Annotated in this window: 14 protein-coding genes; 13 read left to right on the top strand and 1 reads right to left on the bottom strand. The window is 44.1% G+C overall.

Going from position 1 to position 13,016, the window contains the following annotated elements; genetic code table 11:
• The first annotated feature begins 78 nt into the window (after positions 1 to 78).
• The 8 genes from C1I38_RS08365 (at position 79) to guaA (ending at position 8,034) form a co-directional block, all read left to right on the top strand.
• On the top strand, positions 79 to 696 hold the full coding sequence (locus C1I38_RS08365; RefSeq protein WP_243103613.1) for a molybdenum cofactor guanylyltransferase: 618 nt from the start codon (positions 79 to 81) through the stop codon (positions 694 to 696).
• An 18-nt stretch (positions 697 to 714) separates the two neighbouring features.
• The gene (locus C1I38_RS08360; protein WP_020491821.1) at positions 715 to 1,050 is read left to right on the top strand and encodes a P-II family nitrogen regulator; all 336 of its coding nucleotides are present in this window, start codon (positions 715 to 717) and stop codon (positions 1,048 to 1,050) included.
• Positions 1,051 to 1,312: 262 nt separating this feature from the next.
• On the top strand, positions 1,313 to 1,597 hold the full coding sequence (groES, locus tag C1I38_RS08355; protein ID WP_015043663.1) for a co-chaperone GroES: 285 nt from the start codon (positions 1,313 to 1,315) through the stop codon (positions 1,595 to 1,597).
• Between the two features lie 73 nt (positions 1,598 to 1,670).
• Positions 1,671 to 3,305 (top strand): chaperonin GroEL, encoded by a 1,635-nt coding sequence (gene groL, locus C1I38_RS08350; RefSeq protein ID WP_020491822.1) that lies wholly within the window; start codon positions 1,671 to 1,673, stop codon positions 3,303 to 3,305.
• A 1,342-nt stretch (positions 3,306 to 4,647) separates the two neighbouring features.
• A complete protein-coding gene (locus tag C1I38_RS08335) occupies positions 4,648 to 4,962 on the top strand; it encodes a YmaF family protein (RefSeq protein ID WP_083916767.1) in 315 nt (104 codons plus the stop codon).
• Positions 4,963 to 5,089: 127 nt separating this feature from the next.
• Complete coding sequence (locus tag C1I38_RS08330; protein WP_020491823.1) at positions 5,090 to 5,755, top strand: hypothetical protein; 666 nt, start codon at positions 5,090 to 5,092, stop codon at positions 5,753 to 5,755.
• Between the two features lie 128 nt (positions 5,756 to 5,883).
• Positions 5,884 to 6,423 (top strand): hypoxanthine phosphoribosyltransferase, encoded by a 540-nt coding sequence (gene hpt, locus C1I38_RS08325; protein WP_020491824.1) that lies wholly within the window; start codon positions 5,884 to 5,886, stop codon positions 6,421 to 6,423.
• Between the two features lie 78 nt (positions 6,424 to 6,501).
• Positions 6,502 to 8,034 (top strand): glutamine-hydrolyzing GMP synthase, encoded by a 1,533-nt coding sequence (gene guaA / locus C1I38_RS08320; RefSeq protein WP_020491825.1) that lies wholly within the window; start codon positions 6,502 to 6,504, stop codon positions 8,032 to 8,034.
• 113 nt (positions 8,035 to 8,147) lie between these two features.
• Here guaA and C1I38_RS08315 read toward each other — a convergent pair whose 3' ends face one another.
• Positions 8,148 to 8,648 (bottom strand): helix-turn-helix transcriptional regulator, encoded by a 501-nt coding sequence (locus tag C1I38_RS08315; protein ID WP_119774535.1) that lies wholly within the window; start codon positions 8,646 to 8,648, stop codon positions 8,148 to 8,150.
• Positions 8,649 to 8,837: 189 nt separating this feature from the next.
• On the opposite strand from C1I38_RS08315, the gene C1I38_RS08310 reads away from it, so the two are divergent.
• From C1I38_RS08310 to C1I38_RS08290, 5 genes are all read left to right on the top strand, one after another.
• Positions 8,838 to 9,035: an HTH domain-containing protein gene (locus C1I38_RS08310; protein ID WP_119774534.1), complete on the top strand. Its 198-nt coding sequence runs from the start codon at positions 8,838 to 8,840 to the stop codon at positions 9,033 to 9,035.
• Positions 9,036 to 9,037: 2 nt separating this feature from the next.
• Positions 9,038 to 10,108: a site-specific integrase gene (locus C1I38_RS08305; RefSeq protein ID WP_119774533.1), complete on the top strand. Its 1,071-nt coding sequence runs from the start codon at positions 9,038 to 9,040 to the stop codon at positions 10,106 to 10,108.
• A 59-nt stretch (positions 10,109 to 10,167) separates the two neighbouring features.
• The gene (locus C1I38_RS08300) at positions 10,168 to 10,434 is read left to right on the top strand and encodes a mobilization protein (protein ID WP_348980871.1); all 267 of its coding nucleotides are present in this window, start codon (positions 10,168 to 10,170) and stop codon (positions 10,432 to 10,434) included.
• On the top strand, positions 10,431 to 11,528 hold the full coding sequence (locus C1I38_RS08295; RefSeq protein ID WP_119774531.1) for an AAA family ATPase: 1,098 nt from the start codon (positions 10,431 to 10,433) through the stop codon (positions 11,526 to 11,528). Before C1I38_RS08300 ends, C1I38_RS08295 begins: the two co-directional genes overlap by 4 nt.
• Before the next feature lie 254 nt (positions 11,529 to 11,782).
• The gene (locus C1I38_RS08290; RefSeq protein ID WP_119774597.1) at positions 11,783 to 13,006 is read left to right on the top strand and encodes a plasmid recombination protein; all 1,224 of its coding nucleotides are present in this window, start codon (positions 11,783 to 11,785) and stop codon (positions 13,004 to 13,006) included.
• Positions 13,007 to 13,016 lie beyond the last annotated feature (10 nt).

Raw genomic sequence — 13,016 nt, 5'->3', positions numbered from 1 at the left:
ATTTTAGGGTTCACAAGTATTTAGAGGTATTTTACAGGCAACGTCTAAATCGTAAGGTTCAAATATGTCTGAAGGAAGATGCGCGTGGAAAAGAAAAAGCTGGAGATCACAGGAGTGCTCTTTACCGGAGGAGAAAGTAAAAGAATGGGCCGGAATAAGGCATTTCTTGAGATAGGCGGAAAACCACTTCTGGAAAGAAATTTGGAAGTGCTGGACAGTATCTGCAGCGAGGTCCTGATCAGCTGTAGGGAGTCTGAACAATATTCGGGATACAGTTATCAGGTGGTTGCCGACCAAATCAAAGGTAAAGGGCCGATGGGCGGGCTGTATTCCGTCCTCCCGGTGGCCAAGTATGACTACGTCTTCGTGGCTGCCTGTGATATGCCGTTCTTGAGCAGTCAAGCCATTGCCTATATTTATGAACGAATTGAGGATTATAAGTTGGTCTTCCCGTATGTTCGGGACAGACTGCATCCGCTGCACGCCTTTTACCACAAAAATGTGTTTAAAGTTGTGGAGAAACGGATTAAAGAGGACAAACTGCGTCTCTTTGATATTGCTGATGAATGCAGGCATAAGATCGTGAATATTTCTGAGGAGATGGAAGGCAGTACGCTGAAGGAAGTGATTGAGGAAAGTTTCTTGAATGTCAATACGCCTCAGGAGTGGGATCTCATTTTACAAAAAATACAATAATGCTTTGGGGAGGTCGGAATGAAAAAGATTGAGGCAGTGATTCGCAGCAATAAACTTGACCAAGTGGAAAAGGCACTCAGTAATTTGGGAATCAGCGGGATTACCGTATCTCAGGTTCTTGGTTGGGGAAGGCAGAAAGGGAATATTACCGAGGTTTACCGCGGAACGGAAGTATCCGTCCGGCTACTTCCTAAAGTCAAACTCGAAATTATTGTTAATGACTCGGAAAGTGAAAGTGTTCAGGAAACCATCAGGGAGAATGCTCTAACCGGTAGATTTGGCGATGGTGTCATCTGGGTGACCCCTGTTGAAGACTTCCGCCGGATCCGTACCGGTGAAAATTTTCTTGATTGAAATCTGCTAATAATAATGAATAAATAAGGAAAATTACGGTTATTCTATATAACGTATTTATTAGGCGTTATAGTAATTTAAAGATTGATGAAGAAAATAAGTGATAAACAATTCTAATTGGTCGTAATTATGCGTGGATGGGGTTGCAATACTACCAGACGTTGCATATTATTATACCTAGGTATTAGCACTCATCTTGATTGAGTGCTAACAATAAAGCGGAATATAAAAATATAAAGGTTTCAAGGAGGGAAATTATTTTATGAAACTCAAACCGTTGGCTGACAGGGTAATTATTAAAGCGGTTCCGTCTGAGGAAAGAACCAAGAGCGGGATCATTATGCCTGACACCGCAAAAGAAAAGCCTCAGGAAGGCGAAGTGATTGCTGTAGGTCCTGGAAAAGTTGAAAAAGGGGAAAGAATTCCAATGGAAGTTAATGTCGGTGACCGCGTGATTTATTCTAAATATGCCGGCACTGAAGTCAAATATGACGGCAACGAATATTTGATTTTAAGAGAAGCTGATATTCAGGCAGTCATTGGTTAAGTAACAGTCCAGTATTACTTATCAGATAACATTTGAAAGTATTTTCCGATAGAATTAAAGGAGGAACATTTAGGTGGCTAAACAAATCATTTTTAACGAAGATGCTCGCCATGCCATGGAGCGTGGTGTCAATAAGCTTGCGGAAGCTGTCCGCGTTACCTTGGGACCAAAAGGACGCAATGTTGTTTTGGATAAAAAATTTGGTTCTCCGCTGATCACCAATGATGGTGTAACGATCGCCAGAGATATTGATCTGGAAGACCCGTTTGAAAATATGGGAGCACAGCTTGTTAAAGAAGTTGCTACCAAGACGAACGATGTAGCTGGCGACGGCACGACCACAGCGACCGTTCTGGCTCAGGCCATCATTCGTGAAGGTCTGAAGAACGTTGCTGCAGGCGCCAATCCTATGGAGATCAAACGTGGTATTGAAAAAGCTGTAGAAGCGATTGTTGCTGACGTTAAAGCGAATGCCAAGACTGTGGAAAGCAAAGAAGCCATAGCTCAGGTTGCTTCGATTTCCGCTTCCGACACCACCATCGGCAGTCTGATTGCCGAGGCTATGGAAAAAGTCGGCAAAGACGGTGTTATCACTGTTGAAGAAGCCAAAGGCATGACCACTGAACTGGAAGTTGTTGAAGGAATGCAGTTTGACCGCGGGTATGTTTCCGCCTATATGATTACCGATACCGATAAAATGGAAGCTATCTTAAACGATCCGTTCATCCTGATCACCGACAAGAAGATCAGTGCAATTGCAGATATCCTTCCTGTTCTGGAAAAAGTAGTTCAGGCCGGCAGACCGCTCCTGATCATCGCTGAAGATCTGGAAGGCGAAGCTATGGCTACCCTGATTGTCAATAAGCTTCGTGGAACCTTTACTGCCGTAGGCGTCAAGGCTCCTGGATTTGGAGACCGCCGTAAAGCAATGCTCGAAGACATTGCTGTTCTGACCGGCGGACAGGTCATTACTGAAGACCTCGGCCTCAAACTAGAAAATACTTCGTTGGATATGCTCGGACGCTGCCGTCAGGTCAAAATAACCAAGGAAGAAACGACCATCGTTGATGGCAACGGCGACCAACAGGCTATCAGTGCCCGTGTTGAATCCATCAAGAAGATGATTGAAGAAACAACCTCCGACTATGACAAAGAAAAACTCCAGGAACGTCTGGCTAAACTGGCCGGGGGTGTTGCCGTCATCCAGGTTGGAGCAGCTACCGAAACTGAAATGAAAGAAAAGAAACTGCGCATTGAGGACGCTCTGGCAGCTACGCGTGCCGCAGTCGAAGAAGGTATTGTTGCAGGCGGTGGTACAACTTATCTGGATGCACTTGCTGCACTTGATAACGTTGATGTATCCGGCGATCAGAAAACCGGAGTGGCTATTATCCGTAAAGCACTGGAAGAGCCTGTCAGACAGATTGCTAATAATGCTGGTCTCGAGGGTTCCGTCGTTGTGGAAAAAGTCCGCAACAGCGCTAGAGGTGTAGGCTTCAACGCGATGACTGAAGTATATGAAGATATGATCGCTGCCGGTATCGTTGACCCGGCGAAAGTAACCCGTTCGGCTCTGCAGCATGCAGCTTCGATCTCCGCCATGCTCTTAACTACAGAGTGCCTCGTATGCGACCTGCCTGAGAAAGAAAATCCGGCAGCTGCCATGGGCGGCATGGGTGGTATGGGCGGCATGGGCGGCATGATGTAGGCGAAAACCATATGCCTTTAATATAAGCCAAAATCAAAGCGACAATATCGCTTATCATACCCCTGCGGTAACGAAACGGTAACATTTCTAGACAAAAAAATAATACCGTAGGGGAGTATGAAAGAATCAGAGGTTTTTCATCAGTTCACTGAACTTTTGAGAAGCCTCTTTTTTCATTGTTTTAGTAACATGCATATATACGAGTCTAGTTGCTCATCATCTTTATGGCCAAATCGTTCCATGATCATCGGAAGAGACTTATGAAACGTTCGTTCTTTTAGGTGTTTTGCTACCGTATGATAACTTCTTCGAGAATGATCAATTCCGGCTGTTCAGTAAACTGATTCAGTCTCTTGACCAAAAATATATATTGTAATTGGTGGGAGCAACCGTACCTGGTTGTCTTTCTTTTTTGCTTTAATTTAGGACAAACCAAGTAGCTTGAACATAAAATATTGTAGATAAAAAAGGGGGGATGAATAATGTTAGTAATCTTAACAATTATCCTTATTTTGCTTATCTTAGAGATTATTCGTTTACTGAGAAAAATTTTAAAGAAAATTTAACTGTCTGCTATGCCTCCCTGGATAAGGGGGGCTTTATTGTTTTCAAAGAACAATCTATGCAAAGGCCAGTCATGTATGCCACTTGTGAAAGTGTCCTTGATCATCTTAAATCAATGGTCTTTGTATGATTCTTATCATAAATGGTTAATCAATCTCATAAAATAACATTGTGAACAAAAAATCTATAAGGAATTCTCCCTATAGATGGGTAAAGCAACCATATTGCTTGGTGTAAAAAGTAGTTTGATTTGTAGGCGGCTACTTTTTACACATAAGGCTAGATCTAGGCAAATTTCTAATTAGATACATAGTTTAATTATTTGGATAATCAAAGCGATCAGGCTTACAAGAAGGGAACAGGAACCAAAAATGATCATCATTGTCTGATAGAGTTTTGTCATAGTCCAATTCCTCCTCTCAAGAAGAATTGGTTGCTTTACCTTATAAATTAATTATTCTAAATATATTTGTAGTAGTATATATGCTAGTTATACAAGTTTAGACTTAAAATGTTTGTCTTCAGAATTAACAGCCCGAGATGGACGTTTTTTTCGAGAGTCTGGTGAAAAATCTTTGTATATTCTGTTGTTTTCGAGGTCAGGAATGATCAAATAATATTTCCTCGCAAAAAACTTCTGCAGAGGGAACTTGTCCTACGGATCTAGTCATAAAAGCGTGATGGACCTCTAATGCTTTTATTTGGATAAAAATTAAATGGAATATGCTCAAAAAACCTCCTCTGGAAATATTTTATCTAAGAGGGGAGGTTATCATTTATGGTGCAAACTACGAAAAGCCCGCTAAACCATAATCATGGAAGTGTAACGCATACATCCTGCGATCAGGGGCATTCTCATCAATGTTTAGATATTTCAGGAATAGCTATTCCAACCGGTGACAGTCATGTGCATCACTCAGAAAATTACGTTTTATTTGAGCATGGGCACACGCACTACTACAAAGCTGTTTCGGGTCCTTCAATTCCGTTACAGAACGGATGGCATGTGCATAATTGGAATTTCTACACGACCGTCGACAACGGTCACCGACACCAAATTTCAGGCGTAGATATGGCAGCCCCTGGCATTTGATCTACTAACTTTGGCTTTTCCAATATGTAGCTGTATAATAGATATTCAGCTGAAACAGGAATTACCAGTAATACCTTGATCTAGCTAGTCATAATATTAAGTAAGAACTCCGCCAGGAGGGCAAGGAATGAAAAAGAAAATTATTGTTGGTTCCATCATCATTTTTTTGCTTGTCATCGGGGGAATAATCACAATAGTAAGTAAGCCGGATCCGCAGCAGCTGGTTATCCTGGGACTAGAAAACCTGAATAAAGCCAATTCATTTTCTTACACTTTAACACAGCAGCAGACGGTGGATGGCAAGACGCGGTTACTCACGAGGATTACCGGTTATAAGAGCGGTGAAAACATTCAGATTCAAGGTCAGTTAGCGGGAAGCAAAGTTGAGATGATCAAGGTGGGTGATGTTCTCTACAACAAAGATCCTTTTAGTAAAGCGTGGGCAAAATTCAGCGATGTAACAGTTGCCCAAAAAGTCTTTCTGGTGGAGCTTAACCCTTTGGCTAGTTTGCAGCTGAAAGAGATCGGTGAGGTGATGCTTAAAGGAGAGGAAGAATTAAACAGCAAGAAATGCTGGGTATACACGCTGAAACCAAGCGTACAGAACCAGATGATGGAAACTCTATGGACCGGTTTTGAATACACGCTCTATATTGCCAGAAGCACCAAAACTGTAATGCAGGTTGAAGTAAGAGCGCAAAACAAGGAAACCGGAGAACCGATGGCCCTAGTACTGGAATTTAAAGATATTGGAAGAAAGATTTCAATCCAGCCGCCAGATGTGGCTGAATAGATTTTTGGATTTATTAAAGAAAGTACTGCAAAAAAAGCTGTTCAAATACAGTTTTTGCAGTGCCTTCTTTTTTATCCTATTCAACTTATGATATAATTCAGTGGTAATAGTTTAATGGAGTGGTACAAATGGAAAGAAAAATTGCGAAGGTGCTGATAACCGAGGAACAGCTAAAAAAAAGGGTGGCCGAACTGGGTGAACAGATTACCAGTGATTATCTTGGCAAGGATCTTCTGACCATTGGTATTTTTAAGGGAGCCGTGCCTTTTTTTGCAGATTTGATCCGGCAAATCAGAATTCCGTTGAGATATGATTTTATGGCCGTTTCAAGTTACGGGAATTCCGACCATTCTTCGGGAGCCGTCCGGCTACTGAAAGATCTGGAGACCGGTGTCGAGGACAAGCACGTCCTGATTGTTGAGGATATCGTTGATACAGGGCTAACGTTGAAATACCTGAAGGAAAACCTTCTTAGGAGACAACCCTTAAGCCTGAAGATTGTTACGCTTCTGGACAAACCGGAGCGGAGACAGGCCGATATTCAGCCTGATTACAACGGCTTTGTAATACCAAATGAGTTTGCAGTCGGCTATGGGCTTGATTATGGCGAAATGTACAGGAACCTCCCGTATATTGGCGTTTTGAAGCCGGAGGTTTATGAGAAATAAATCAAAAGAGATTGCTCCATTTTGCTGCCGGTTAAGAGAAAATGATCATAGTACTGAAATGTTGAAAGGATGATACAAGTGGAACGTGAACTGGTGTTGGTTCTTGACTTTGGCGGACAATATAATCAGCTGATTGCGCGCCGGGTCAGAGAAGCAAAAGTATATTCAGAGATGATTTCCTATAAGACCCCTGTAGAAAAGATTAAAGCCATGGCCCCGAAAGGAATCATTTTTTCGGGAGGTCCTGCCAGTGTCAATCAGGAGGGTTCGCCTTTCATTGACCCTGCAATCTATGAACTGGGGGTACCGATCCTTGGTATCTGCTACGGCATGCAGCTGATGACCGTACAGTTAGGCGGACGTGTGGAGAGGCCGCAGGCCCATGAATATGGAAAAACAGAGATCACGATCGAATATAATGAAGGGGTCTGGTACGGACTGAAAGGTACTCGTCAGTGCTGGATGAGTCATGGGGACTCAGTGCTGGAACTGCCTGCCGGTTTCATCCAGGCTGCCTTTACCGCCAATACACCGGTTGCAGGAATCTATTGTCCGGAAAAGAACTTTTATGGCGTTCAATTTCATCCGGAAGTCAAACATACTCCGGAAGGACAGGCAATGCTTGAGAACTTCCTGTACAGGGTATGCGGCTGCCAGGGCAACTGGACCATGGAATCTTTTATTGAGTCCCAGGTGCAGGAGATCAGGAAGAGAGTCGGAGACAAAAAGGTCTTATGCGCATTAAGCGGCGGGGTCGATTCTTCTGTTGCCGCAGTGCTTGTTCATAGAGCGATCGGGGACCAGCTGACCTGCATTTATGTCGATCATGGATTTATGCGCAAGAATGAATCGGAGCAGGTCAAGGATACGTTTATCGGAAAGTTTCACCTGAATCTGGATTTTGTCGATGCTTCGGAACGTTTTATGGCCAAGGTGAAAGGAATTTCCGAACCGGAAGAAAAACGTAAACGGATCGGCAATGAATTTATCAGGCTGTTTGAAGATGAAGCCCGTAAGTTGGGCCAGATTGATTTTCTGGTACAGGGTACGCTTTATCCGGATATTGTAGAAAGCGGCACCGAAACGGCTGAAACCATTAAAACGCACCATAATGTTGGCGGCCTGCCGGAAGATATGCAGTTTAAACTAATCGAACCTTTACGGATGCTTTTCAAGGATGAGGTCCGGGAAGTCGGACTGGAACTTGGTTTGCCGGAAGAGATTGTCTGGCGCCAGCCATTCCCGGGTCCGGGGCTCGCCATTCGCATCATCGGTAAAATTACGCCGGAAAAGCTGGATTATTTAAGAGAAGCGGATGCAATTGTCAGGGAAGAGATTATTAGAGCCGGACTCCACATGGAGGTATGGCAGTATTTTGCGGTGCTGCCCTCTGTCCGCAGTGTCGGCGTGATGGGAGATGGACGTACGTATGGTTATCCCATCGTGTTAAGGGCGGTCACGAGTGACGATGCGATGACGGCCGACTGGGCAAAGCTACCGTACGAACTGCTCGAAGTCATCTCAAACAGGATCGTCAACGAGGTCCACGGTGTGAACCGCGTGGTTTATGACATTACCTCTAAACCTCCCGGAACGATAGAGTGGGAATAAGAAACACAGCCCCGAGAACCTCAGTAGATCAAGGCTCTCGGGGCTTTTTTATGTGAAATGATAACAGATTGATAACAGTGACAGCTTTTCATGTGCTTTATGTATCCGGTGGCTTAGGATTTGCGCCACTTTTTCGTTGGCTCTTTCATAGCGCCTTCGTCGCAAGTCTGCGGCCAGTTTAGCTTCCATTCCATATATTCGGCCTTGCTGATAATACCGTCGGCAAGGTCTTTTTTGCGTTGCTGCCATTCTGTAAGAAATTCATTAAGGAGGTGAGAGTTAAAGTCAATGGCAATGTGCTTCGCAGGAGATTTAGGTGCAGAGTTGTCTTCAATATCATGGAGGTTAATAGGATAGTGTTCGTCCAACTCAAAAAGCGTGTACATTACATCTTCCGCTGCATAGAGGGAAGGTTCATAAATGGAACGGTAATTGACATCCAGCACTTCAGCGATTTCTTTCAGCATATCCTCTTTGGGTGTTCGTATGCCGGATTCATATTGCGCGATACGCACGTCGGCAGTCTTATCGTCGAAGCTGATGGCAAGGCCCAGCTCTTTTTGCGTAAGGCCGCGCAAATTGCGGATTCTTTTAATTCTATCTCCTACGGCCATAGGGATTCCTCCAGTTGAGACTAAACAAATATGTTTTGTACAGTATAGCCAATTGAAGATAAAATTGCAATATCTAAACAAAAAAGTTTAGGAAATATCCTGAGAACTTATTGACTTAAACAAATATGTTTAATACAATACGAATAATTAAACAAAATTGTTTAGTAAATTTTGAGGAGGAGATTCAAGATGTCGAATAAGATTTTTATCAAAGTCGAGGAGATCGCCGAAGAGCTGGGTGTATCCACGGCCTATGCCTACAAGCTCGTACGCAAACTTAATGAGGAGCTGGAGCGGCAAGGCTTTATTACCATAGCCGGACGGGTCAGCAAAAGGTACTATCAGGAAAAACTCTACGGAATTAAACAAGATATCAAGGAGCAGTGATTATGGCGGCATATAAGGACAAAAACGGTACATGGTTCACGTCCTTCCGGTTTACTGATTGGCAAGGGGAACGTAAGCAGAAGGTCAAGCGAGGATTTCAGACAAGGCGGGAAGCTTTAGAATGGGAACGGGAGTTTTTACAGCAAAAATCTGCCGACCTCACTATGCCCTTTGAGTCTTTCGTTAAAATCTACTCTAAAGATATGAAGGAGCGTTTAAAGCGAAACACCTGGCAGACCAAAGAAAGTATCATTGAGCACAAGATTTTGCCCTATTTTAGCCATAAGAAAATGAATGAGATTAAGCCTTCGGATGTAATTGCCTGGCAGAATGTAATGATCGCTTTTCGGGATAAAAACGGCAAAGCATTTTCACCGATCTATCTGAAAACGCTGCACAATCAACTGAGTGCCATTTTTAATCACGCGTTGCGTTATTATGAACTGAAATCCAACCCGGCAGCGAAAGCGGGGAACATGGGCAAAGAGAAAACCAAAGAAATGTTGTTTTGGACCAAGGAGGAATATCTGAAATTTGCTGACGCAATGATGGAAAAACCAATTTCTTTCTATGCTTTCGAAATGCTCTACTGGTGCGGTATCCGGTTAGGGGAGCTGCTGGCGCTAACGGCAAAAGATTTTAATTTCCCCAAAAGTACAGTTACTATCAGCAAATCCTATCAACGGATACAGGGTGAAGATATTGTTACCGAGCCGAAAACACCAAAGAGCAACCGGATTATAAAGATGCCGGATTTCCTAAGCGGCGAAATGCAGGACTATCTGAAATCACTGTATGGATTTGAAGAAAAAGACAGGATTTTCCCGGTTACCAAAAGTTATCTTCACCATGAAATGGACAGGGGCTGCAAAGAAACCAAAGTAAAGCGCATTAGAATCCATGATTTAAGACATTCCCACGCATCTCTTCTCATCGAGATGGGATTTTCCGCAGTCGCTGTTGCTGATCGCCTGGGCCATGAGAGTATTGACATTACCTATCGCTACGCGCATCTCTTTCCTTCCAAACAAAAGGAGATAGCAGATAAATTGGACATGGAGAGGAGGGTTTGAAGTTGGAAAAGAATTTGGACCATAAGGGCAGATGGAGAAATGTAACGGTCGCTTTTCGGATGTCACAGGAAGAAAGCGATGATTTGAACCGCCGCGTGAAACTTTCCGGCCTCAATAAACAAGACTACATTATCCGTCGCCTCACTGAAAGAGAGGTTGTCGTTCAAGGCAATCCAAGGGTTCACCGCGCACTGCGAAATGAGCTGGTTGCCATTCTAACCGAACTTAAACGGATGGAACAATGTGGGGATGCAAATGAAGAGTTTCTATCTCTTTTTCGGCTGGTAATGGAAACAGTAAACGGCATGAAGGAGGATGCCCAATGACCAAAACAGAAAAAGCGACTGCCCGGGCTTCGTCTGAGGCAACAGGCGAAGGGCAGCCACTTACGCTATTAAGCAAAAAAAGTATATCCGAAACAGGACAAAATATCAATCCGGATTTTCTCAGCGCCGTTTCTATGACGGAATTGTTTGACACGGTGTATCCGCCCAGAATTCAGGTTATTGGAAGCCTACTTTGCAGCGGGGTTTATCTGTTTGCCGGAGCGCCGAAAATTGGGAAGTCCTTCTTCATGGCCCAGCTCGGTTATCATGTAAGCAGTGGCTTACCTTTGTGGGAATTTCCTGTCCATAAGGGAACGACGCTCTATCTCGCCCTGGAGGACGATTATGCCAGATTGCAAAAGAGATTATCACGTATGTTTGGAATAGACAGTTCGGATAATTTCTATCTCTCGACGCATGCGAAAAATTTGAAGGATGGGCTGGATAGCCAGCTTGATAAGTTCATCCAAGAACATCCGGAAACGGTGTTGGTTATCATTGATACTCTTCAGAAAATCCGCGAGATCGGCAGTGAAAAATACAGCTATGCCAGTGATTATGAAATTGTAACACGGCTTAAACAGTTTGCGGACAGGCTGAGGCTTTGCCTCATACTTGTACACCATACTCGCAAACAGGAAGCGGGGGACTGCTTTGATACTATCTCAGGAACTAACGGACTTCTTGGTGCAGCGGATGGCGCTTTTCTGATGCAGAAAGATAAACGGAACGATAATAGGGCAATCTTGGATGTGGTTGGGAGAGACCAGCAGGATCAGCGGTTACACCTGCTGTTTGATCGGGAGCGCTGTATTTGGCAGCTGACCAAAGCAGAAACGGAACTTTGGCAAGAACCGCCCGATCCAATTTTGGAAGCTATAGCTGATTTTCTGAGGATAAGAGACTTGCAATGGCATGGCAGCGCCTCAGAGTTGATTGCAATGCTGGGTCTGGAAATACAACCAAATGTGCTGACACGGCGGCTCAACGTTGGAGCGGAGAGATTGTGGAACGAATACAATATTCGCTACGAAAGCAATCGAAACCATTTTGGCAGAACGATCAAGCTTACACCTGAGCGAGATGAGGCGTGACGATATGTGACGATGTGACGATAATTTGCAGGATGGGCTCACTATCAGAAATATCGTCACATCGTCACGCGCCGCAAGGCACCAGGCGGTAAAAGCTGCTATAATCCCGGCAGGGCGCAAAGCATTTTTGATACGTAGTGTCAAAAGTGCTTTTGCGTTACTTTTGAAAAAAGTAACGCAAAACCCCGGCTTGGCTTCGCTGGATACCAACCGAAAAAGAAGAGGAGAGTACGATGAAACGAACGATCAGCGTCATGCTCGGCAAAGGCTCGATAAACCACAACAGCCGCCAGTTTATTGCTTCCAATATAGACAGCGATAGGTCACAGTTTAATAAATCGTATTGCAATATCCCCATCAAAGATGTGTACCATGAGCTTTTTGATGATGCCCTTCAGCGATACAATGCGAAGCAGACCAGAGACGACCGCTGCATTAACAATTATTATGAAAAAATCCGAACCGCCAAACAGGAGAAATTATTTTATGAGGTCATTTTTCAGGTGGGTAACATGGAAAATATGGCTTCAAAATCTGCGGAGGGACAGCTCGCGGCAAAGGTGCTCGGTGAGTTCATGAGCAACTTTCAAGAGCGGAACCCCTATTTAAAAGTATTTTCTGCACATCTGCATATGGATGAGGCCACGCCGCACCTGCATGTAGATTTTGTACCGTTTACCACCGGCAGCAAGCGCGGGCTGGACACCCGTGTTTCCCTTAAACAGGCGCTGGCTAAACAAGGATTTACGGGTGGTACCAGGGGTGATACGGAGTGGAACCAATGGGTCAGATCAGAGAAAGAGCAGCTTTCGCAGGTGATGGAGCGTCACGGCATAGAGTGGGAACAGCTTGGCACCCACGAAGAACACCTGAGTGTTGTTGACTACAAAAAAGTCCAGCGCGTCAAAGAAGTTGCTGCACTTGAAGAAACTATTTCCGGCAAGCAGGAAGAGCTTGACAATTTCCTTTTTCGGCTTGTGGATATTCAAGATCAGCTGCAAACAGCGGAAAGCAAAGAAAGGTTTATTGCCCAACATGCCGGCCATTACGATAATGACCCGGAATACCAATTGCCGGAACCAAAGCCGTTGATGACGGCAAAAGGTTATAGGGAGAAAGTTGCAGCCCCATTGGTGCAAAAGCTTAAAAAAGTAATTCGCAGTATCTTGTCACAGTTCTTTGAAAAGACAAGAGAGCTGATGATGGAACTTGATCGGGCGAATAGTCAAATTCAAAGCCTATATAAACGACTTGAAATAAGCGAAGCAAAAGGCGAACGTCTTCAAGGAATCGAGAAAGACTACAACCGGCTGCGCCGGTTTTTGGGAGGTGACAGGACTGATGAAATAATTGGTGAAGTAAAGGTACAGGAAATAGCGGATAAGGCAAAGAGCGAAAGGAAAAGTGAAGTTTTTGGAAGGGAAAGAGAGAGAACGGCAATATGGACAATTGCGGGGAAACAAGATTATGAACGGTGAGGAAGATTTT

It is taken from the genome of Dehalobacter sp. 12DCB1 (assembly GCF_004343605.1).
Lineage (GTDB): Bacteria > Bacillota > Desulfitobacteriia > Desulfitobacteriales > Syntrophobotulaceae > Dehalobacter.
The sequence above is the reverse complement of the archived record's forward strand: the minus strand, read 5'-3'. Positions and strand labels throughout refer to the sequence as shown.